Annotated in this window: 21 protein-coding genes and 1 riboswitch; of the genes, 12 read left to right on the top strand and 9 right to left on the bottom strand. The window is 72.3% G+C overall.

Going from position 1 to position 22130, the window contains the following annotated elements:
* Positions 1-108 precede the first annotated feature (108 nt).
* The gene (locus WJM95_RS01375; protein ID WP_339127588.1) at positions 109-990 is read left to right on the top strand and encodes a universal stress protein; all 882 of its coding nucleotides are present in this window, start codon (positions 109-111) and stop codon (positions 988-990) included.
* Positions 991-1131: 141 nt separating this feature from the next.
* Here the strand turns inward: WJM95_RS01375 and WJM95_RS01370 are convergent, their stop codons facing one another.
* The gene (locus WJM95_RS01370) at positions 1132-1725 is read right to left on the bottom strand and encodes a hypothetical protein (protein WP_339127587.1); all 594 of its coding nucleotides are present in this window, start codon (positions 1723-1725) and stop codon (positions 1132-1134) included.
* Positions 1726-2133: 408 nt separating this feature from the next.
* Here WJM95_RS01370 and WJM95_RS01365 point away from each other — a divergent pair, with 408 nt between their 5' ends.
* Entirely contained in the window at positions 2134-2874 is a 741-nt protein-coding gene (locus WJM95_RS01365; RefSeq protein ID WP_339127586.1) for a pyridoxamine 5'-phosphate oxidase family protein, read from the top strand.
* Between the two features lie 204 nt (positions 2875-3078).
* A complete protein-coding gene (locus WJM95_RS01360) occupies positions 3079-3519 on the top strand; it encodes a pyridoxamine 5'-phosphate oxidase family protein (RefSeq protein ID WP_339127585.1) in 441 nt (146 codons plus the stop codon).
* A 201-nt stretch (positions 3520-3720) separates the two neighbouring features.
* Here the strand turns inward: WJM95_RS01360 and gndA are convergent, their stop codons facing one another.
* The 3 genes from gndA to WJM95_RS01345 all read right to left on the bottom strand — a co-directional run bounded on the left by gndA (position 3721) and on the right by WJM95_RS01345 (position 7815).
* On the bottom strand, positions 3721-5163 hold the full coding sequence (gene gndA, locus WJM95_RS01355; RefSeq protein WP_339127584.1) for an NADP-dependent phosphogluconate dehydrogenase: 1443 nt from the start codon (positions 5161-5163) through the stop codon (positions 3721-3723).
* A gap of 380 nt (positions 5164-5543) precedes the next feature.
* A complete protein-coding gene (thiD, locus tag WJM95_RS01350) occupies positions 5544-6341 on the bottom strand; it encodes a bifunctional hydroxymethylpyrimidine kinase/phosphomethylpyrimidine kinase (RefSeq protein ID WP_339127583.1) in 798 nt (265 codons plus the stop codon).
* Positions 6342-6414: 73 nt separating this feature from the next.
* Positions 6415-7815, bottom strand: a complete 1401-nt coding sequence (locus WJM95_RS01345; protein WP_339127582.1) for a cytosine permease — start codon at positions 7813-7815, stop codon at positions 6415-6417.
* Positions 7807-7901, bottom strand: a riboswitch (TPP riboswitch). Its footprint overlaps the gene before it by 9 nt.
* Positions 7902-8122: 221 nt before the next feature.
* On the opposite strand from WJM95_RS01345, the gene WJM95_RS01340 reads away from it, so the two are divergent.
* The 3 genes from WJM95_RS01340 (at position 8123) to WJM95_RS01330 (ending at position 11172) form a co-directional block, all read left to right on the top strand.
* Positions 8123-8944, top strand: coding sequence for an alpha/beta hydrolase (locus WJM95_RS01340; protein WP_339127581.1), 822 nt, complete (start codon positions 8123-8125; stop codon positions 8942-8944).
* Positions 8945-9147: 203 nt separating this feature from the next.
* Complete coding sequence (locus WJM95_RS01335) at positions 9148-10515, top strand: phospholipase (protein WP_339127580.1); 1368 nt, start codon at positions 9148-9150, stop codon at positions 10513-10515.
* Between the two features lie 135 nt (positions 10516-10650).
* The gene (locus WJM95_RS01330) at positions 10651-11172 is read left to right on the top strand and encodes a hypothetical protein (RefSeq protein WP_339127579.1); all 522 of its coding nucleotides are present in this window, start codon (positions 10651-10653) and stop codon (positions 11170-11172) included.
* Positions 11173-11182: 10 nt separating this feature from the next.
* On the opposite strand, the gene WJM95_RS01325 is transcribed toward WJM95_RS01330, so the two are convergent.
* On the bottom strand, positions 11183-12235 hold the full coding sequence (locus tag WJM95_RS01325; RefSeq protein WP_339135288.1) for a sodium-dependent transporter: 1053 nt from the start codon (positions 12233-12235) through the stop codon (positions 11183-11185).
* A gap of 16 nt (positions 12236-12251) precedes the next feature.
* The gene (locus WJM95_RS01320) at positions 12252-13094 is read right to left on the bottom strand and encodes a phosphatase PAP2 family protein (RefSeq protein ID WP_339127578.1); all 843 of its coding nucleotides are present in this window, start codon (positions 13092-13094) and stop codon (positions 12252-12254) included.
* Between the two features lie 310 nt (positions 13095-13404).
* Here WJM95_RS01320 and WJM95_RS01315 point away from each other — a divergent pair, with 310 nt between their 5' ends.
* Positions 13405-13797: a VOC family protein gene (locus tag WJM95_RS01315; protein ID WP_339127577.1), complete on the top strand. Its 393-nt coding sequence runs from the start codon at positions 13405-13407 to the stop codon at positions 13795-13797.
* Between the two features lie 109 nt (positions 13798-13906).
* Positions 13907-14971, top strand: a complete 1065-nt coding sequence (locus tag WJM95_RS01310) for an adenosine deaminase (RefSeq protein ID WP_339127576.1) — start codon at positions 13907-13909, stop codon at positions 14969-14971.
* On the opposite strand, the gene WJM95_RS01305 is transcribed toward WJM95_RS01310, so the two are convergent.
* Both WJM95_RS01305 and WJM95_RS01300 read right to left on the bottom strand, forming a co-directional pair.
* Entirely contained in the window at positions 14959-15468 is a 510-nt protein-coding gene (locus WJM95_RS01305) for a DinB family protein (RefSeq protein WP_339127575.1), read from the bottom strand. The genes WJM95_RS01310 and WJM95_RS01305 overlap by 13 nt on opposite strands.
* 45 nt (positions 15469-15513) lie before the next feature.
* Complete coding sequence (locus WJM95_RS01300; protein ID WP_339127574.1) at positions 15514-16407, bottom strand: LysR family transcriptional regulator; 894 nt, start codon at positions 16405-16407, stop codon at positions 15514-15516.
* Positions 16408-16558: 151 nt separating this feature from the next.
* Here WJM95_RS01300 and mgrA point away from each other — a divergent pair, with 151 nt between their 5' ends.
* Positions 16559-17551 (top strand): L-glyceraldehyde 3-phosphate reductase, encoded by a 993-nt coding sequence (gene mgrA / locus WJM95_RS01295; protein WP_339127573.1) that lies wholly within the window; start codon positions 16559-16561, stop codon positions 17549-17551.
* A gap of 81 nt (positions 17552-17632) precedes the next feature.
* On the opposite strand, the gene WJM95_RS01290 is transcribed toward mgrA, so the two are convergent.
* On the bottom strand, positions 17633-18010 hold the full coding sequence (locus WJM95_RS01290; RefSeq protein WP_339127572.1) for a nuclear transport factor 2 family protein: 378 nt from the start codon (positions 18008-18010) through the stop codon (positions 17633-17635).
* 356 nt (positions 18011-18366) lie between these two features.
* Here WJM95_RS01290 and WJM95_RS01285 point away from each other — a divergent pair, with 356 nt between their 5' ends.
* From WJM95_RS01285 to WJM95_RS01275, 3 genes are all read left to right on the top strand, one after another.
* Positions 18367-18777 (top strand): hypothetical protein, encoded by a 411-nt coding sequence (locus tag WJM95_RS01285; protein WP_339127571.1) that lies wholly within the window; start codon positions 18367-18369, stop codon positions 18775-18777.
* Between the two features lie 68 nt (positions 18778-18845).
* Complete coding sequence (locus WJM95_RS01280; RefSeq protein WP_339127570.1) at positions 18846-21188, top strand: FHA domain-containing protein; 2343 nt, start codon at positions 18846-18848, stop codon at positions 21186-21188.
* A gap of 6 nt (positions 21189-21194) precedes the next feature.
* Entirely contained in the window at positions 21195-22109 is a 915-nt protein-coding gene (locus WJM95_RS01275; RefSeq protein WP_339127569.1) for a hypothetical protein, read from the top strand.
* Positions 22110-22130: the final 21 nt, after the last annotated feature.

Below are 22130 nucleotides of genomic sequence, written 5' to 3'. Positions count from 1 at the left end.
GTCCCGGGCCGCCCGGGCCGTTCGGCCCCGTCCGGGGACCAGCGGCCCCGCCCGCGGAGCGCGTCGCCGGCGCAAGACTGACCACGTATCCCTCAAGGAGGTCCTCAGATGTCCAGCACGATCGTCGCCGGTCTTGACGGCTCGCCCGAGAGTCTCGCCGCGGCCGAATGGGCAGCCCGTGAAGCCCTGCGCACGGACGCCCGGCTGCACCTCGTGCACGCCTGGTTGTGGCATCCCTACGTCTACTGCCCGCCGGCCGGCGTCTCGGTTCCGCCGCCGTCGGAGGACCCCCGGCGTGAAGGGGCCGAACGGCTGCCGCGCGACACCGCGGCCAAGCTCGCCGCGGACCACCCCGGTCTGTCCGTCACCGGCGAGCGGGTCGCCGAGCAGCCGGTCCCCGCGCTGCTGGCCGCCGCGGAGGGGGCGGAGTTGCTGGTGCTCGGGTCCAGGGGGCTCGGCGGAGTGGCCGGATTCCTCACCGGGTCCGTCGCGCAGGCCCTGGTGGCACGCAGCCGGACGCCGATCGTGCTCGTACGAGCCGACGCCGGACCGGAGCCCTCCGCCCGCGAGGAGGTCGTGCTCGGGCTCGACCTGGAGCACCCCGACGCCTCCGTGATCGCGTTCGCGTTCCGGGCGGCGGCCCGCAGGGCGACGGACCTGCACGTCGTCCACGGCTGGAGCCTGCCGCCGTACTACGGCTACAGCGGAGCGTCCGACGCGGAGACCGACCAGCAGTTGCTGGCCCAGGCGCAGCAGCAGCTCGGCGAGGTCCTGGCCCCCTGGCAGGAGAAGTTCCCCGCCGTCGGGCTGCGCGAACAGGCCGTGATCGGCGGTGCCGGCCGGCATCTCGTGGAGGCCGCCCGGAAGGCCGCGCTGGTCGTCGTCGGCCGCCGCAACCGCACGTCTCCGGTCGGCGCTCATGTCGGCCCGGTGACCCAGGCGGTCCTGCACCACTCCACGGCACCGGTCGCGGTGGTCCCGCACGACTGACCATCCGGTCACCGGTCACCGGCACATGACGAAGGGCCCCGGGAAGGTCTCCCGGGGCCCTTCGTCGCGACCAGCGCCCGGCACGGCTCCGCCCGTGCCCGTAGCCCGTACCAAATGGACCGGGCACGCGGGACGCCGGTGTCACGGTGTCTTGTGACCCCACTGAGGTCCGAGCCGTTCCCACTCGCGCGCCCACCGGTTGTAGCGCCGCTGGTCGAGCCGCCACCGGGCGAGGCCGCCGGCACCGAAGACCAGGCCGCCCAGGGCCACGGCGGCACCGACGCCCAGCAGGCTCGACTCGGTCGCCGCCGCGCTGCCGGTCGGCGGTGCCGTGGTGGGCAGGCCCCGCGCGTCCAGCCAGATCACCACGTGCGCTCCGGCCCTGTGCCCGGATTCCACCAGGGCGCTGCCGACTCGGGTCGACCCGTCGGCCGCCGTCCAGCGGACCGGGGCCCGGACATGGTCGTAGACCGCGCTCTCGCCGGCGGGCACGGCCGATCCCGTACTGCCCACCAGCACGGCCGGGACCGCGTGCCGGTCGTGCCGCAGCCGGGCGAAGGACTCGTCGGCGGCGTGGGCCGTCACCAGGCCGGCGACAATGCCTCCCAGCACCATCACCGTCCAGACGATCAGCACGATCCACGCCTCGAAGACGTCGTCACGGCGACGCAGCGGATTCCTCCGCCAGCGCCAGCACCACTGCCTCGCACCCTCTGCTCCCCGTGCTCCGCGCATGGCACCGCACCTCCTCGTTACACCCCAACAGTGCAAGGGGATCGCGGCGCGCGCGAGCGGTGGCAGAGGTCTTCCGGTCCCGCGAAGAGGACCGATCGGCCCATGTGCGGGGCATCCGCCCCGGTCAGGATGGATATGCGAGGTCGCTGCGCGCACTGAACGGGCTGTCGCAGAGGCACTGCCCGCGGTCGCGGCAGAGAGCGGCTCGAGTCGTCGGGAAGCCCCGGGTGACCGGTACGTCCCGCCGAAGAGGGGTGATGGACGATGTCGGAGCAGACACGAAGCGTCATGTTCGATCGGGCGGGCCTGGCGGGTCATGGAGCGAACGGCGGGACGCCGCCCGGTGGGGCGGACCGGCCGCGCGAGCCCGCGCACCCCGGACCCGAGGCGACGCCGCGACGCCACACCATGACGACTCCCTCGGCCCCCTCCATCGAGCCCCCGGCCCCGGTCCCGGGTCCCGGCGCGCCCCTGACCGGCGCGCCCCTGACCGGTGCTCCGCCGGTCAATGGCGGTGACGTCGGACGGCGCATCTCCGCGCGGCGCGAGGAACTCGGACTGAGCCGGGAGACCGTGGCCGTGCGGGCGGGCATCACCCCCGGCTACCTCCGTTACCTGGAAAGCCGGCCCACCGCGACACCCGGGGCGGGCGCCCTGATCCGGATCGCGGACGCCCTGGACACCAGCGTCTCGGCGCTGCACGGCGGCGACGCGGATCCGCCGCCGGGCGCGGGCCGGGCCGCCGCGCACTCCGAGCTCATCGAACTCGACCCCGAGGAGTGCCGGGCACGGCTGTCGACGCACGGCGTCGGAAGGATCGCCCTCCACACATCGGACGGCCTCCTGGTCCTGCCCGTCAACTACGGCGTCGTCGACGGGTCGGTCGTGTTCCGCACGGCGCCCGGTTCGGCACCCGCGGCGGCGCTCGGAGCCCGGGTCGCCTTCGAGGTGGATCACATCGACGAGGCCCTGGCCCAGGGCTGGAGCGTGCTGGTCCAGGGACGTGCCCACGCCGAGACCCGCCCCGACGCCGCCCGCCGGCTCGACGCCCTCGCCCACACCCGCCCCTGGGCAGGCGGTGCGGAGCGCGACCTGTGGGTGCGCGTCGACGAGGAGAGCATCTCCGGCCGGCGGATCGTCGTGCGATGAGGCGGAGACCGGGTCGGGTCCCTTGACGAGCGGACCGGGCCCGGTGCCGCGACCCCGGGGGCCCGCCGATGGATCCCGGGAAGCGGCCGTTCTCCGGCCGCCCGGGACCATCGGACCCTGTTCCCGCCGCGCCGCTCGCCGGAATCTGAACGGTATGTCGCTGCGCTGCTGTGTCGCCCCGACGCGTGAGAGGTGGCTCCGCCGATGAATCCCGAAGACGGCTTCCGTGAACTCGGCCGGCAGGAGTGCCTGGACCGGCTCGGCGACGCGGCCGTCGGCCGGGTCGTCCACACGAGGGACGCCCTGCCGGCGGTCCTGCCCGTCACCTTCAGCCTGGACGCCGGGTCCGCCGTGGTACTGCGGACCGCCGCCGACTCCGAACTGGCCCGCTCCATCGACGGCGTGGTGGTCGCGTTCGAGGCCGACGCGGTCGACGCGGCGGCCCACTCCGGCTGGAGCGTGGTCGTGACGGGCCGTGCCCTGGTGGTCGACGATCCCGCCGAACACGACCGTCTCACCCGGACCGGCCCGCGTTCCTGGGTGGCCTCGCCCCGCGACGTCTTCATCCGCATCGCGTCCGAACTGGTCACCGGACGCGAACTCGTCGGAGGCATCACGCCGTACGGCGCCGACCTGCCCTCCTGACACCGAGGCGGACCGAACGCGCCCTGGACGGGGCCGAGGGCACGAGGGCCATCGGCACCCCGGCCGGCACGGACGCGTGACCGGCGTCGAAGAACCCTGCGGGACGTCCGGTTGAGGCCCAGTGGTCACGACGGAGCGGGCCGCGCATCCGGCACCTCGGATGCGCGGCCAGCTCCGCGTTCACTCACCGCCCCACACGCCTCACAGCATCTCGGTCTCCGCGCGGGACGCCTCGCCCCACAGTGTGTGGAAGCTGCCCTGGCGGTCGGTGCGCCGGTAGGTGTGGGCGCCGAAGAAGTCGCGCTGGCCCTGGGTGAGGGCGGCCGGCAGACGGTCGGCGCGCAGGGTGTCGTAGTAGGACAGCGCCGCGGAGAACGCGGGCACCGGCACGCCCCTGCGAGTGGCCGTGGAGACGACCTCGCGCCACGGGACCTGGGCGTCCTTGATCTCGGTGGCGAAGCCCGCGTCGGACAGCAGACTGACCAGGCCCGGGTCGACGGCGTACGCGGCGCGGATCCGGTCGAGGAACGCGGCGCGGATGATGCAGCCGCCGCGCCAGATCTTCGCGACCTCGCCGAGGTCGATGTCCCAGCCGTACTCGGCGGCCGCGTCCAGGATCATCTTCCAGCCCTGGTCGTAGGCGATCAGCTTCGAGGCGTACAGGGCGTGTTCCACCTGGCTGGTGAAGCGCTCGGCCTCGGTTCCCGTCAGGTCCCAGTGCGTGCCGCCGGGAAGTCCGCGGTAGGCGGCGCGCAGCCCGTCCTGGCTGGAGGCGGCGCGGGCGAAGGTCGCCTGCGCGATGGCGGTGACCGGGGAGCCCAGGTCCAGGGCGGTCTGCACGGTCCAGCGGCCGGTGCCCTTCTGCCCCGCGGCGTCCACCACGATGTCGACGAACGGCTGCCCGGTGGAGGCGTCCGTGTGGGCCAGGACCTCGGCGGTGATCTCGATCAGGTACGAGTCGAGGCGGCCCTTGTTCCAGCGCCGGAAGATCTCCGCGATCTGCGGCGGGGTGTAGCCCCCGACGCGGCGGAGCAGGTCGTAGGCCTCGCCGATCAGCTGCATGTCGGCGTACTCGATGCCGTTGTGCACCATCTTGACGAAGTGACCGGCGCCATCGGTGCCGATGTGCGTGGCACAGGGCTCGCCGTCCACCTTGGCGCTGATCGACTCGAACATCGGGCCCAGCGAGGCGTACGACTCCGGGGAGCCGCCGGGCATGATGCTCGGTCCGTTGAGGGCGCCCTCCTCGCCGCCGGACACCCCCGCGCCGACGAAGTGGATGCCGCGCTCGCGCAGCGACTGCTCACGGCGGCGGGTGTCGGAGAAGTGGGCGTTGCCCCCGTCGATGATCATGTCGCCGTCTTCGAGCAGCGGGGCGAACTCCTCGATGACGGCGTCGGTGGCCGCACCCGCCTGCACCATGATCATGAGGCGGCGGGGGCGTTCCAGCGCCGCCACGAAGTCCTCGGCCGTCTCGGCCGCGACGAAGGCCCCCTCGTGGCCGAACTCCTCGACCAGTGCCTTCGTGCGCGCGGGGGTGCGGTTGTGGACGGCGACGGTGTAGCCGTTCCGGGCGAAGTTGCGGGCCAGGTTGCGGCCCATCACCGCGAGCCCTGTGACGCCGATCTGCGCGGTCGCCTTCATGGTGTGCTCCTTGGATCCGGATCTGCCTGTCCGCGTACCTGACGGGAGAGCAGACGACTGTCGCTGTGCCGATCAGTACGCACGGGAGGGGCCGGGGTGTTCAGCGTCCGGGCCAGGAGCTGCGCCGGTCCGCGGAACGGGTGCCGGGAGCGTGGAATCGGGTGCCTGGCATCGGGCGCGGGGAGCGTGGAGTCGGGCGCGGGGAGGGTAGGCGCGGGCGCCGGGAGCCAGGCGTCGGAAGCTGGGGGCTGCGCGGCGCGGGGCCGGCCTTGCGTGCGCGTCAGGTGTCGGTGGCTGGGCGCTGTGCGGCGCGAGTACGGCGTCGCGCGTCGGGCGACGCGAGTCGGGCTTCCGGTCTCGGACCTCGGGCCGCGCCGGGGTCAGCCGGTCCCGCGCAGTCGCCACCCGTGGTCCACCGGACCGATGCCGGCCCCGAGCGCGAAACCGGCCTCGATCGCCGCGGTCACGTACGCCTTCGCCCGCCGTACGGCCTCCGGTACCGCGAGGCCCTCGGCCAGTCCCACCGCGACGGCCGAGGCCAGCGTGCACCCCGTTCCGTGCGTGTGCCGGTTGTCGTGACGCGGCGCGCGCAGCCAGTGCTCGTCGGTTCCGTCGGTGAGCAGATCGACGGCCTGGCCCGGCAGATGACCCCCCTTCACCAGTACCCAGCGCGGGCCGAAGGAGAGCAGCACCCCGGCGGCCCGGCGCATACCCGCCTCGTCGCTCACCTCCACCCCGGTGAGCTGGGCGACCTCGTCGAGATTCGGGGTGGCCACCGTCGCCCGCGGCAGCAGCCGGGTCCGTACGGCGTCGAGCGCGTCGTCGGCCAGCAGCCGGTCCCCGTGCTTGGAGACGCTCACCGGGTCCACGACGACCGGGGCGCCCACGTCGGAGAGCAACTCGGCGACGGCGGTGACCAGTCCGGGCGACGAGAGCATCCCCGTCTTGACGGCCTGCACGCCGATGTCGTCGACCACACTGCGGTACTGGGCCCGCACCGCGTCCTCGGACAGCTCCCAAGCCCCCTGCACGCCCACGGAGTTCTGTGCCGTCACGGCGGTGAGCACGCTCATCCCGTGAGCGCCCAGCGCGAGCATGGTCTTCAAGTCGGCCTGGATTCCTGCGCCTCCGCCGGAATCGGATCCGGCGATCGTCAGGACGCGGGGCGGTGTGGTCATGCGAGGTGTTCCTCTCGGGTACGGCCGCGGGCGCACGGGCCCCCGGCCGGCTGGGCGACGGGCGGGGTGGCCCTCAGGCGCGACGGCGCAACCGCAGCGGTGCGTACAGGGCGAGGGCGACGAGGAACGCCACGTAGTAGGAGAGGTCGGCTCCGTGCAGTGCGTCGGCGACCGGTCCGACGTACAGGCTCGTGTCCATGAACGGCACGGCCGCGCCGAACGCCCCGGCGAACGCCACGAGCGAGATCGGTCCGGAGCGCGGCGGGGCGGTCTCGGCGGCGATGTCGAGCGGGGCGCCGCCGCGCTCCCGCCTGCGGGCGATCCAGTCGACGACCACGATCGCGACGAACCCGGGGATCCAACAGCCCACGAACAGCAGCACGTTCTGGAACCGCGCCGTGGTGTCGGCGGCGTGCATCCACAGCACCAGCGGGAAGCCGAGCGCGGCGGCCAGGGCGGCGGCCACCGGACGCGGTATCCGGACACCGAGCGTCTGGAGGGCGAGGGAACCGCTGTAGTCGTTCATCGCGTTGCTGCACACCGCGGCCAGTGCCACCGCCAGCAGCCCGAACGCGCCGGCGGCACCGCCGCCCAGCAGGGCGTCCACGCCCGCAGCCGTCTGGTCGGTCAGCACCGACGCACCCCACAGACCGAGGACCTGCACGGCGACGAACGACGTGACCAGCCCGAGCAGGGTGCACCAGAACATCTTCGGGCGGGACGTGCCACGGGGCAGATAGCGGCTGAAGTCCGACGCGTACGGCGCCCAGGACAGCGACAGGCTCAGGGCGATGGTGCTGGTGAGCACGAACGCGCCCGCGCGGTCGGCACCGGCCGCGGATCCGGTCGTCGCGGGGTGGACCCCGTCGAGCATCCGCCAGGCGATCACCGCGAAGGCGACCGCGAGCACGAACGTCATGACGATCTGGAGGCGGTGGATGGCCTCGTAGCCGAGAACCCCCAGAGCGCCCTGGGCCAGCATCATGACGAGCACGCCGACCCAGAACGGCCAGCCGCACAGCCGCGCCAGCGCATCGCCCCCGAACAGGCCGATCAACGCGTCCCAGGCGACCGAGGACAGCCACTGGAGCGTGCCGGGCAGGACCACCGCCCGGCCGAACGCGAGCCGTGCGAGCGGGAGTTGGCCGGTGCCGGTGAGTCCGCCCCAGGTGCTGAGAGCGGCGGTCGGCAGCGCGCCGAGCACGGTCCCGAGGACGACCGCCGCGAGGGCGGTGGTGAAGTCCAGGCCGAGCGCGATCCCGATGGTGCCGGTGAACACGCCCGTCATCGTCAGGTTCGGGGCGAACCACACGGTGAACAGGCGGCCGGCGCCGCCGTACCGGTTGCTCTCGGGGACCGGCTCGATGCCGTGCCCCTCCACCCGCAGGTCGCCGGGTGCCGCGGGCATCCGCCCGTCGAAGACGGCGGGCCGGCCGTCGGCGGGCAGCCCGCCGGAAACATGCGCCAATGGCATGGAAGACATCCCTCCGCCAGTACGAACTGGTTCAGGTTCGACGGGTGTGATCTCAGCCCTCGGACGGGGCACCCCGTGTCCGGTACGACGGACACCCTAACCGTTCCCGGCGACGGAGCGGGAGCGGGTCCTCACCGACCAGGACCGGCGTGCGCCCGCGCGTACTCCGGTTCATTCGAACGGTGCGGGCGGACCGGTTCGCAGCGCGGCGCGTGCCGCCGCTCGGTACTGTCGGAAGTGATCGCCGCTCGTGCTCCGCTCCCGGGTTCCCGGACACCGGTGGCCGGGTGGAAGGAGGCAGGGTGCCGTGACCGTGATCTCCCTGAAGTCCGCGCAGGTGCGGGAAGGGCTCGCCCTCCCGTACGCCGAAGCCGGCTACCCCAGTGGTACGCCGGTCGTCTTCGTGCACGGTCTGGCCGACTCCTGGTGGTCCTTCGAGCCCCTGCTGAGGCGCCTGCCGGCGTCCCTGCACGGCTACGCGCCCACGCAGCGCGGGCACGGCGACGCCGACCGGCCGCCGGAGGGCTACGCGCCCGACGACTTCGCCGCCGACCTGGTGGCGTTCCTGGACGCCGTGGACGTCCCCCGCGCCGTCCTGGTCGGGGCGTCCAGCGGCGGCGTACCGGCCCGGATCGTCGCCGGCAGCCATCCGGACCGCATCGCCGGACTGGTGCTGCTCGGCGTCCCCGGCACTCTCGCGGACAAACCGGCCGTCACCGGACTGGTGAGCGCCATGGAGACCCTGTCCGATCCCGTGCCGCGCGCCTTCGTGGAGGACTTCCTGGCGGACACGGTGGCCCGGCCGATCGCCCGGGGGTTCGTCGAGACGATGATCGAGGAGAACCTGAAGCCGCCCGCGCACGTGTGGAAGGACACCGCCCGCGGTCTCCTCGACACCGATCTCCGCGCGACCCTCGGCGGCATCCTGGTGCCCACGCTCGTCATCTGGGGTGAACAGGACGAGTTCCTGCCGCGCGAGGACCAGCAGACCATTCTGGACGCGGTCCACGGCGCCGAATTCCTCGCCTACGCGGAGACCGGGCACTCCGTCCACTGGGAGCAGCCCGAACGGGTGGTCGCCGACCTCGCCGCCTTCGTCACCCGGATCGAGCACCCCGGCACGCGCTAGCCCCCTGACCTCACGGAATCGCCAACTGCGGTGCGGTGGCGCCGTGTTGACGGTAGACAGGACGCCGTGAACGCTGCGGCGACCCGTGCTCCTGCCCTCACCGACGCCCGTTGACGCGATATGTACCCCGGCTGTCCGCCGATGCCCACCGGCGTATGTCTGCATGGCATGCTCATGCTCCCCACAGGAAGGGATCACGTGCCATGAGACCGAGCCGACGCTCCCTGCTCGCCGCCACCGCCGTACTGGGATCCGTATTCGCCGTCCCCGCGCCCGCCGGCGCCGCCGAAGTCCCCGCCCCTGGCGCCTATTACGTCCAGAGCGCCGTCACGGGACTGAACGCCGCCGACAGTTCGGGGGCGGTCGTCCAGCACAACCCGAGGGGCAACGAGGACCACCAGCAGTGGACCCTCCGCCAGAGCGGCTCCTCCTCCGTGCTCGAAAGCGCCGACACCGCGGGCAGTTGTCTGGGCCGCTCGGGCGACCAGGCCCGTACCGTCGCCTGTACGAGCGCCGACGCGGCCTGGGAGGTGACGCCGAGCGGCGCCGACCAGTACACACTCAAAGTCCCCGGAACGAACAGCTACTTGACCGTCACCGACAAGCCCTCGGGTTCCAACTACCCGGCCCAGCTGGCGATCGGTTCGCCGGGCAGCCTCGCCTCCTGGTACCTCACCCCGGTCACGCCCCAGACCCGGCCGATGCCGGCCCAGGACCAGCGCACGCTGGACCAGGTCACGTTCCTGACCGCCCACAACGCCTACGCGAACGGCGTGGACGGCGGATTCGCCCCGCCCTTCGTCAACTTCTTCCCGAATCAGAGCCGCGGCATCAACCAGCAACTCGCCGACGGTGTGCGAGGGTTCATGCTCGACCTGCACCAGACGCCCGACGGCGCGATCCTCTGCCACGACAGCTGCACCCTGGTCAGCAAGCCGGTGGCGCTCTGGGTCGACCTCCAGCGCATGGTCGACTTCCTCAAGCAGCACCCGGACCAGTTCGTCACCGTGTTCCTGGAGGACTACGTCGATCCCGGCGTCCTGCGCGCCGAGCTCGCCCGGGTGAACGGCCTGTCCGACGTGCTGTACCGGCCGGATCAGACGGGCGTGCGCGAGCACGGCTGGCCGAAGCTGGCCGACCTGACCGCCGCCGGGCACCGCCTGCTCATCTTCACCGACCACAGCCGCGCCTCCGACGAGTCCGCCGGACTGACCCGGGACAGCTTCGGCGTCATGTACCAGCGCGAGTGGACCGTCGAGAACTACTGGTCCATGGGCTCGGGCCTCGGCTCCTCCGACTGGTCCTGCTACAGCCGCTGGTACGGCGCGGACACGAACGTACCGCTCACGCGCACCGAGCCGGGCTTCCGGCCCCTCTTCGTCATGAACCACTTCCGCGACGCCACCATGTCCGGGACCGCGAGCACGGACAACACCAAACTCGCGGACCGCGCCCGCCGCTTCTGCGAACCGGCCGCCCGCAAGAAGCCCAACTACCTGGCCGTGGACCGTTACGACCTGGGCAACCCGATGTCGGCGGTGAACACGCTGAACACGTACGTGTATCCGTAGCGGGGAGGAGGCCGGGAGTCCCACGGAGTCCGCGCCCGGACGCATCGACGACGTGGGGCTCGCGCCGCGGCCGAACGGGCTGGGCAACTCCTCGCGCACTAGGCAACTGACCAGAGGTGCCACACACTTCGAGTCATGGACAACGGTGCGTTGTGGGTGGCCGTACTGACCGCCGGCACGGCGGTGGTCGCCAGTTGGGTCACCAGCAAGGGCAACGCGCAGGCCGCTCGTGTCCAGGCCCAGGCCACCGCCGAGGCCGAGCACGTCGCCCGAGAACGCGAGGCGCGCAGGGCTACGCAGCTGGAATTCATCCAGGAGGCCAACGACATGGGGATTCTGTACCGCCGGATCCCCAAGTATCTGGATGTCGAGGACCAGGCGGCGCGGCAGGCTTCCCTCGCTGAGCTCCGGGATCAACTCCGTGACTCCTACGGCCCCTTCCTGCGTGCATTGGCGGTCGTCTCGCTGGAATGCCACCCCGGTCCGGTGGCGGCGGCGAACGCCGTCCACGGGGCCACGGGCGAGGCATACGCCCGCCTTGCCGCAGCCGAGCGCGACATCCGAGAGGCCGACGGTTTCCGCCGTGCCGCCGAGGCGTACCTGGCGGCGGTGGACGCCTTCGTCGTGGCGGCACGGCGGGCGGAGCACGCGAGATAGACGGGTGCGCTCATCGGGGGCCACGACGGGCCGGGCTGCCGGTCCGATGGCGGCGTCCGGCCCATGACCGTGACGAGAACGGTCGGCGAGGGTGGCGGCCCGCGCGTACCACTCGGCCCGCGGCCGCCTTCTGCAACAGGCTGTACGCCAGCACCGGGAGCAGGACGTGCGGCCGGTCGGGGAGTGTCGTCGTGATGAGGACGGCGCCCGCGCTGCTGTTGTTCATGCCGCAGGCCAGGGTGACCGACGCTCCCGCCGGTGCGTCGAGGCGCAGGGCGCGGGTGGTGACCAGGCCCAGCGCGAACGACAGTCCGCAGACGGCGGCCGCGACGCTCACGGCGGCGGTGAACAGGACCGGTTCGGGGTGCGCGAGGAACGGTCCGAGGGCTCCGCTCGCGTTGACGTAGGTCAGAAGCAGTGAGGCGAGCATCGCCGCGGGAGCCGCCGTGCCGACCAGGAGGGAAGCAGGGCGGCCCGGCAGCACCAGCCGGCACAGGATTCCCGCGCCGCACGGAAGCAGTACCCCCGTGAGGGCGAATCCGCTGCCGGCGGTACGGGCCGCCTCCGCGAGCGAGCCCGCGTACGGGCCGTGCAGCAGCGGGCACAGGGCCGCCAGTGTCACCGGGAGGGTCAGCGGACTGACGAGGGTGGACGCCAGGACCAGGCCCACCGCCGTCGGCTGGCAGCCTTCCCCCTTGCCGGTCCACACCGTGGCCCCGGCCGCCACCGGCATCGCGACGATGAGGATCATCGCCGTGACCAGCCCGCTTCCCCCGTCGCTGTCGGGTGACTGGCGCAGCGCGAACGCCACGCCCGGGATGATCAGCAGCGGTGCCACCAGGTGCAGGACGAGGCCCGTCAGCAGCGCCGTGGGACGGCGGACGAGCGCGCGCAGTTCGCTCAGCGGCACTTGCAGTCCCGCCGTGAACAGGACCAGGGACAGCAGGAACGGAGCCGTCGTGAAGGGGATTCCGGGTAACGAGGAGGCGCCGAGCCAGTGGGTGCGGCGCAGCCACAGGCCCGGGGCGGGCACGGTCGCGGCGGCCAGATAGGCGCCGCTCACCGCCCAGCCGAGGTGGCTACGGAGCAGCGTGAGGAGGGACGTCGTGCGGGTCGCGGGGGTCCTGGGGGCCGCCGGGGTCGCCGGGCTCGTCCGGTTCGCCGGCTTCACGGGCCTCACCGGGACCTGGGTGATGGCCTGGTGCTTGCGCTGCTTGCGGTGCATCGGGGCGCTCTTCCGTCGTGGGGCCTGGGCGGAGACGGGGCGCCGATATCGCGGAGTAGGTGGACGGGAGGAAGCGCGTGAGGACGTACAGGAGCAGGCTCAGCCAGCAGACGGCGAACAGCCAGCCGCCCACGACGTCCGAGAACCAGTGGACGCCCAGGTAGACACGGGAGAGGCCGACCAGCACGGCCCAGCAGCCGACGAGCAGCACCAGAGCCCTTCTGGACTGCGGCGCGCGGGCGATCACCGCGAAGATGAGCACTCCCGCGGTGACGGCCGAGGTGGTGGTGTGACCGGACGGGAACGACCAGCCCGAGGCATGGGTCGCCCAGTCCGCCACGGGCGGCCGCGGCCGGGCGACCAGTGACATCACAGTGAACCGCAGGGCCTGTGCGGCCGCCAGCACGCCCACGCAGGCGGCCACGGCGCCGACCCGCTGTCGCGTCGTCCGTCCGAGGAGGAGACCGGCCGCCACGACCAGGGCGTACGGGACGGCTCCCGTGCCGGTGTAGGTCACACCGCGCGCCAGGGCGAGCGCCATGTCCGGGCGGTGCGCGACCGACCAGGAGGCCAGCTGGGAGTCGACGAGCAGGGGAGCGCCCTCGCGACCGGTCACGATCAGCGTCAGCAGCACGAACGCGACCAGACTCCCCACCGCGGTCGACGCGGCGAGGTCGCTGGTGCCGTGGCGCTTCACGGCCGGGCCGTGAGGGCCTCGGCCGCGCGCGCGGGTGCGACGCCCGGGACGGCTGACATGGGCGTGGCCCCTTTCCACGGCGGACACGGGCACGCGGCGGCACACTCCGCCGACGCCACCTGCGTCGCCTGCCTCGTCGATTTCGTCTACACAACTGTAGACGATTGGCGGCGGGGATCGTTCCCGTATCGCCCGGCGAAGATCGGTTTCCTGCCGCCGGGCCGTGAGCGGCGTGGCGAGCGCGACCGGTCCGCGAGGCGTGCCGGGGAATGTCGTACCCTACGTGTTACGTATAACCCTGGAGAGCCCGATGAGACGCATCGCCCTGGTCACCCTCGTCGTCGACGACTACGACGAGGCCATCCGCCACTACACCGAAGCCCTCGGTTTCCACCTCGTCGAGGACACCGCGCGGCCCGACGGCTCGCGCTGGGTCGTGGTCGAGCCGGGTACGGGCGGCGGCGGAACCGGGCTGCTGCTCGCCCGGGCCAAGGACGAGGCGCAGCGCGGCCGCGTCGGCGACCAGACCGGCGGACGGGTCGGCTTCTTCCTGTACACCGACGACTTCGCCCGCGATCACGCCCGGATGAGCGCCGCGGGCGTGACCTTCCTGGAGGAGCCCCGCCACGAGCCGTACGGCTCGGTCGCCGTCTTCCAGGACCTGTACGGCAACCGTTGGGACCTGCTCCAGCCCGCGGGCTGACCTGACCGCCCGAACGGTCCCGCACCCTTCCGTACGGTCCCGCAGGCTCCCGTACGGCCGCTCACCCCTCCACCTCCCGCTCCGACCCACCTGCCGAGGAACACCGCACATGACCGCGCCCCGCATCGACATCGACACGATCCGCCGCCTGCCCAAGGCGGTCCTGCACGACCACCTCGACGGCGGCCTCCGCCCGGCCACCCTGGTCGAGCTCGCGGAGACCGTCGGCCACACCCTGCCCACCACGGACCCGCGGGAACTGGCCGACTGGTACTACGAGGCCGCCAACTCCGGCGACCTGGTCCGCTACATAGCCACCTTCGAGCACACCCTCGCCGTGATGCAGTCCCGCGAGGGCCTGCTGCGCACGGCCGAGGAGTACGTCCTCGACCTGGCCGAGGACGGTGTCGTCTACGGCGAGGTGCGGTACGCGCCCGAGCTCATGGTCAACGGCGGGCTGACCCTGCCCGAGGTCGTCGAGGCGGTGCAGGAGGGCCTCGCGGCCGGTATGGCGAAGGCGGCCGCCGCGGGCACCCCCGTACGCGTCGGGACCCTGCTGTGCGGCATGCGGATGTTCGACCGGACCCGCGAGATCGCGGACCTCGCGGTGGCGTTCCGGGACGCCGGGGTCGTCGGTTTCGACATCGCGGGTGCCGAGGACGGCTTCCCGCCCGCCGACCACCTGGCCGCCTTCGAGCACCTGCGCCGCGAGAGCGTCCCGTTCACCATCCACGCGGGCGAGGCGCACGGTCTGCCCAGCATCCACCAGGCGCTCCAGGTCTGCGGCGCCCAGCGCATCGGTCACGGCGTCCGGATCACCGAGGACATCGTGGACGGCAAGCTCGGCCGCCTCGCGGGCTGGGTGCGCGACCGCCGGATGGCCCTGGAGATGTGCCCGACGTCCAACCTCCAGACCGGCGCGGCGACGTCCATCGCCGACCACCCCATCACCGCCCTGCGCGACCTCGGCTTCCGCGTCACCCTCAACACCGACAACCGGCTGGTGTCGGGGACGACCATGACCCGGGAGATGTCGCTGCTCGTCGAGGAGGCGGGCTGGGGTCTCGAGGACCTGCGGACCGTGACGGTGAACGCGGTCAAGAGCGCGTTCATCCCCTTCGACGAGCGCACGGCCCTCATCGAGGACGTCGTGCTCCCCGGCTACGACATCTGAACCAGCCCGCGTGCGTAGGCGGCCTGTCCGACGTGCTGGAGATCGTCGGACAGGACGCTGATCAGACGCACGCCGAGGGTCACCGGCGGGTCCCAGCGCTCGTCCACGACGCGCTCGAAGTCATGGGCGGCCAGTCCGCCGATGAACTCCAGGGTCCGTTCGTGGACGGCGTCGTAGTAGCCGAGCAGCAGGTCGCCCGACTCCACCCGGACCCGGGCGACCTTCGCGGACGTGTGGCCGTATCCGGTGTCGGCCCGTGGCAGGTCGAGCCCGAAGCGCTTCGCCCAGTCCCCGGTGAGCCACACCTGCTCCGTCCCGGCGGCGTCGGCGACGTGGTCGTCCTGGACCCGGGTGAGATGCCAGACCAGCCAGGAGACCGAGTTCGCGTCCTCGCCGGGGCGGGCGTTGAGGCCCTCAGGAGCGAGGCCGCCGACAGCGGTGTGGACTTCTTCCCTGACGCGGCCGAATCCGTCGATGAGGATGTCCTTGGCAAGCATGGGACCACCATCGCGCATCGCGCCCGTCCCTGCGCCCGCAACGGCTCAGACGTTTTCCCCGGGACCTTCGAGCAGGAGCATCAGGGCCCGCGCGGCGGGGCTCGTCGCCTCCTGCGGCGGCAGCATCGCGACCGTCTCGTACGACCCCTCCGAGACGCCCTTGAACGGCAGCGCGGTGAGGTCGCGGGCCTCCGGCTTGTGACCGAAGTGGCGCGGTACGACGGCGACCCCGAGGCTCTCGTGGACGAGCTCCAGGAGGCTGTGGACGTCGTTGACCTCCAGGGCCACCGTCCGCTGCACACCCGCCGCCGCGAACGCCGCGTCGGTGGTGCGCCGCGGACCCCAGTCGGGGTGGAAGTCGACGAAGGCCTCCTCGCCCAGTTCCTCGGGCGTGACCACGGCGGCGGTCGCGAGACGGTGCCCCGGGTGGCAGAGCACGGTCATCGGCTCACTGGCCAGCGGCACCGACCGCAGGTGCTCGGAGTCGGCCCGGGTCCGCACCGCGAAGGCCAGGTCGAGACGGCCCGCCGCGACCTCCTCGGCCAGCGCCTCGGAACCCGCCTGACGCAGCCGGATCTCCACGTCCGGATGCCGCCGCCGGAACGCGGCGAGCAGCCGGGCGCAGTGCACGCCGGCGATGCACTGCTCGGTGCCGAGGGACAGGGTGCCGCGCAGCACCCCCTGCACGGCGGCCACGGCGTCCTGCGCCGAACGCACCTGGGCGAGGATCCGCTCCGCCTCGACGAACAGGGCGCGGCCGGCCTCGGTGAGGGTCACCCGGCGGGTCGTGCGGACGAAGAGCGGCGCCCGGAGCTCCCGCTCCAGCGCCCGGACGGACGAGGACAGCCCCGACTGCGACACCATGAGCCGCTCCGCCGCCCGGGTGAAGTGCCGGTCCTCGGCGACGGCGACGAAGTGCTGAAGATGACGCAGTTCCATGGAACGCAAGGGTAGGCGCCGTACGGCGGGCGCCGTGACCGATTGAGAAGCGGGATCGCTCAATACCATCCGATCCTCCCGTTGGACCGCTACCCCGGGAGCGAGCGAGAGTGGAGGCAGCCTGTTTTCCCCGGCCTCTCAGGAGTACGCGTTGTACACCCCGCACCCCGACCGTTACGCGGACATGCCCTACCGGCGCACCGGACGCAGCGGCCTGAAGCTGCCCGCGCTGTCGCTCGGTCTGTGGCACAACTTCGGCCCCGACCGGCCCGTGGACGTCCAGCGGGCGATCCTGCGCCGCGCCTTCGACCTCGGCGTCACCCACTTCGACCTGGCGAACAACTACGGCCCGCCGCCCGGCGCCGCCGAGTCCGCCCTCGGCGACGCCCTCAGGGCGGACTTCTCGCACCACCGCGACGAGCTGATCGTCTCGACCAAGGCCGGCTATCTGATGTGGCCGGGCCCGTACGGCGAATGGGGCTCGCGCAAGTACCTGCTGTCCTCGCTCGACCAGAGCCTGGGCCGGATGGGCCTGGAGTACGTCGACATCTTCTACTCGCACCGCCCCGACCCGGAGACTCCGCTGGAGGAGACGATGGGCGCCCTGCACTCGGCGGTCCAGCAGGGCAAGGCGCTGTACGTCGGCGTCTCGAACTACTCGGCGGAGCAGACCCGTGAGGCCGCCCGGATCCTCGCCGATCTGGGCACCCCGCTGCTCATCCACCAGCCGCGCTACTCGATGCTCGACCGGCGCCCCGAGGACGAGGGCCTGCTGGACACGCTCGACGAGCTCCAGGTGGGATCCATCGCGTACTCGCCGCTGGAGCAGGGGCTGCTCACCGGCCGCTATCTGAACGGCATCCCGGACGACTCGCGGGCGGCGAGCGACAGCCCGTTCCTGAGCGCGGACACGGTCACCGAGGACCTCGTGGGCCGGCTGCGGACCCTGGACGAGATCGCCAAGAGCCGTGGTCAGTCGCTGGCCCAGCTGGCGCTGGCCTGGGTCCTGCGCGGCGGCCGGGTCACCTCCGCCCTGGTGGGCGCCAGCAGCCCGCGGCAGCTGGAGGACAGCGTCGAGGCCATCGGCAACCTGGACTTCACCGAGGACGAGCTCGCCCGGATCGACGCGCTGGCCAAGGCGTAGGGCGTACGGAACCGGACGCGCCGGCGCGCGTGCACCGGAGTCCCTGACGCGTACCCCGTGCGCGTCAGGGACTCCGGCGCGTCAGGCCGGGACGCGGTCCAGGAAGCCGTGCACGCTGAGGATCCGGCCCTCGTCGTCCAGGACGATCACGTCGGATCCCGCGACGGGCGCGGAGCCGTCCTTCGCGTCGACGAGCTCCCAGCCGAAACGGGCCGTGTCGTGGTGCCCGTCGACGGTGCCCAGGGGACGGAAGACGAACCCGGGGAACTGCTCGTGCACGGTGGTGATCACGTCCGCGATGCGCTCGTGCCCCCGGGCGTCGGCGAGCGGGTCGGTGTACGTGCCGTCCGGGGCCCAGGCGGCGGCCACCGCCTTCGTCAGAGCGTCCCGCCCCTCCGCGTTCCAGGCCTCGAAGTAGGCGGCGACGGCGGTCTCGTAGCGGTCGGTGTTCGCGGACATGGTGAACCAGCCTCCATCGGGGAACGTATCCATGGTCAAGGTCCGCGTCCCGGGCCCGAGTTACGCTCCGGGACGCGTTGTGACCACTGTGGCGGGCACCGCGCGGGGCGTCGATTACCTCGCGGGTCATGCCACGCCCCCGGGGCCCGGGAGTCCGTCGGTGTCCTTTCGGCCAACGGCCGCGGTGAATATGCCAAGAGACTGGCCGAATTCACATGGTGACAGTGTGTCAGTAGTGGCGATACTCAATCAGTAGGGCAATTCAGCCATGCCTGTGCAATTGCACGGAGCAGCGCCCATGAGCCGCACGGAAAGCGAGGCCGGACCGGCGACGAGCGACGCCACTGGGGGAGATCGTGCACGACGAGTTCCTGTGCCATGTCACCGCGTACGGAATGTGCGGCGGTCAGCGAGTCGGCGTACCCCTGGGCACCTATCGCGCGCCGACGCTCGCGCTGGCCCTGTGGTGGATGCGGGACCGGGCGGCCTGGATGGCCGAACGGCTCGATCCGCAGCCCGAGGACCCCGCCTTTCCGCCCAACTCCATCGCGCCGGTGGGGGAAAGCGTCCCGGACGTCCCCACGATGCTGCGGGCCTGGTGCGGCGACTCGGATCAACAGGAGCTGGTCGCCGAGGAGTTGGCCGCGGGCAAACTGGTCCGTGTATCCACCAGTGACGACACCACCGAGTACGAACTGCTCGCGGAGTCGGTGGACGCGCTGCGCATGCACCGCACCGCCACGGTGCTCGGCATCTCCGCCGCCTGACCGTCCGCGCGTCCCGGTCGCCAGGTGCTGATCAGGCACACATCTGGGCGAATCGTTAGAATTCTGGCATGGCAGAGAGGCCGGTCGCGGCGACTGCACCCGAGCTCGTCCTCGAAACCGAGGCGGGCTCGACGGTGATGAGTCCGAACCACGATTACCACGTCGGACGCGATCCGCTGTGCGACGTCGTGATCGACGACGTCCGGGTCTCGTGGCACCACGCGGTGCTGCGGCCCCAGGCGGATCACTGGACGCTCGAGGACGAGAACAGCACGAACGGCACGTACGCCGACGGCAGGCGCGTCCACGAATGGGGCGTCGGACCCGGCAGCGTGATCCGCTTCGGAAGTCCCGCCGACGGCCCGCGCGCCGTCCTCGTCCGCCGCCCCCCACCCGCGGCGGAGCGCCCCTCGGCCGTGTCCATGCCGGCCGCCACCAGCACGTTCAAACAGCCGACCACCGTACGGCCGCTGCCTTCGCGCACCGTCCGCATCGGCCGCGGGCCCGACAACGACCTCGTCATCGACGACCTGATCGTCTCCAGGAACCACGCCGAACTGCTGGCCAGGCCCGACGGGACGTACGAGATCGTCGACCTCGGCAGTCACAACGGCACGTTCCTCAACGGCCAGCCCGTCGAGCGTGCCCTCGTCACACCGGGTGACATCGTCGGCATCGGACACTCTGCCTTCTGCCTCGTGGGCGACCAGTTGCAGGAGTACGTCGACAGCGGTGAGGTCTCCCTCGACGTGCAGGATCTCGTCGTGGAAGTGGACCGCGGCCGCAAGACGCTCCTCGACCAGGTGTCCTTTCCCGTCGGCGAGAAATGTCTGCTCGCCGTCGTCGGCCCCAGCGGCGCCGGCAAGTCCACCCTCCTGAACGCGCTCACCGGACAGCGGCCCGCCGACCACGGCACCGTGCTCTACGACGGCCGTGACCTCTACCGCGACTACGCCGAACTGCGCCAGCGCATCGGCCTCGTCCCGCAGGACGACATCCTGCACGCCCAGCTCACCGTACGGCGCGCGCTCACCTACGCGGCGGAACTGCGCTTCCCGCAGGACACCGCCAAGGCGGAGCGCCGGGCCAGGGTGGACGAGGTGATCGGCGAGCTGGGCCTGGTGCAACGCGCCGACCAGCCCATCCACAGTCTCTCGGGCGGCCAGCGCAAGCGCGTCAGCGTGGCCCTCGAACTGCTCACCAAGCCGTCCCTGCTCTTCCTCGACGAACCGACTTCCGGACTCGACCCCGGCATGGACCGCTCGGTCATGCACATGTTGCGCGGCCTCGCCGACGACGGCCGCACCGTCATCGTCGTCACGCACAGCGTGCTCAGCCTCGACGTCTGCGACCGGCTCCTGGTCCTCGCCCCCGGCGGCAAGGTCGCCTACTACGGACCGCCCGACGACACCCTGGCCTTCTTCGGCTACCGGCAGTGGCCCGAGGCGTTCGAAGCCTTCGAGCGCGACACGGACCGGGACTGGGCGGGGGAGTACAAGGACTCGCCGTTCCACCGTCAGTACATCGACAAGTCGACCGTGCAGCCGAGACTGCCGGACGAGGCCACCGGAGCGCTCGTCGGGCCGCCGCCGAAGGCCCAGAGCTGGGGCTCACAACTGCGCACGCTGGTCCGTCGCTACGCGGCCGCCCTCGGGGCCGACCGGACCTTCCTCGCCATCATGATCGCCCTGCCGTTCGTGATGGGCGCGATGGCGCGGGCGCTGGCGGGCGGGAAGCTGACCCAGGACTCCGCGATGAACGCGCTGCTCATCCTGTGCGTCGGCGGCGTGCTGACCGGAGCGGCCAACGCCGTGCGGGAACTCGTCAAGGAACGGACGATCTACCAGCGAGAACGGGCCGTCGGCCTGTCCAGATCGGCGTACCTGATGTCGAAGGTCGTCGTCCTCGGCACCATCACCGTGCTCCAGGCCGTCGTGCTCACCCTCGTGGCCCTGTTCGGCGTCGACCTCAACGCGCCGGGCGGCAAGGGCGTGCTGATGCCACCGCTCCTGGAGATCACGCTGGCCGTGGCCCTGCTCGCCTTCACCGCGATGATGCTCGGCCTCCTCGTCTCCGCCGTGGTGCGCAAGGAGGAGGTGACGATGCCGCTTCTGGTGCTGCTGGCCATCGTCCAGGTCGTCTTCTGCGGCGCCCTGCTGAAACTGCACGGGGTGCCCGGTCTGGAGCAGCTGTCCTGGCTCGTCCCCTCCCGCTGGGCCCTGGGCGCCATGGCCGGGACCATCGGCCTCTCCCGGATCGTGCCCGGTGAGCTCACCGGTGACCCGATGTTCCGGCACTCGACCGGAGTCTGGCTCCTCAACATGGGCATGCTCGTCGTGCTCTCCGTCGTCTTCGGCTGGGTGGTGGCCCTGCTGCTGCGACGGCACGAGCCCGCTGTCATGCGGAAGTAGCCGCGGATGACGAGCCCCGGCTTCCGTCCGACGCACGTCGTCCCGCAGGACGGGCTGTCCGCCTGGGAGTCGCCGGACCCCTCCCGGCCCACCGTTCCCCTGGACGCGCTCCTGCCCGTCGAACTCGTCGACCGGCTCGGCGACTGGGGGCGGGTCGTCTGCGCCAACGGCTGGTCGGCCTGGGTCGACGGCCGGCTGCTGATCGCCGTGCCGCAGGTGCCGCCGGTGGCGACCCGGCCGCTCGCCCGCACTGCCGACCCGCGCCCGCTGCTCGCCCGCGTGGAACAGGCGCTCACGGACTACCGGCAGGCCGCGGAGGAGCTGGCGTCCGGGCGGCTCGAGGCCGAGAACTTCCGGGCCCGGACGCAGGGCAGCCGGGTCGGCGTGGTGGTCGACGGCGAGTCGATGTGGCTGTACGACGGCGAGCACGAGCGGTGGGTGTACTGCGACGGGACACGGCTGAGCACCTTCGCCGCCGAGCGCACCCCCTCCACCGCGCGACGCGACGCGACGCACCGGCCGGAGGAGGAACGACAGCCGGCGCACGCCGAGCCGGAGGAACGGGACGAGGCGCGGGGCCAGGACCGGATGCCGGAACCGGACCGGGTGTCCGAGCCGGACCGGACGCCGGAACCGGACCGGGTGTCCGAACCGGACCGGACGCCGGAACCGAAGCGGTCGCCTGATTCGGACCGGGTGCCCGAACCGGACCGGGTGTCCGAACCGGGCGGGGCGCCGGGGCCGGGCACGGCGCGCGGGCGTCAGGCGGAACCGACACGGATCGTACGGGAGTCGAGGCCCGGCGGACCTCCCACCGGCGCACCCGAGGGGCCTCCCGACGGGCCCCCCGCCGGCCACGAGCCCACCCGCCTGGTCACCTTCGACGGCGACGAGCGTGGCGACGACCGGAGCGAGGACTGATGTCCGGCGCGGGGTACGAGC

It is taken from the genome of Streptomyces sp. f51 (genome assembly GCF_037940415.1).
Lineage (GTDB): Bacteria > Actinomycetota > Actinomycetes > Streptomycetales > Streptomycetaceae > Streptomyces.
This window is presented reverse-complemented; position numbering and strand designations above follow the sequence as displayed.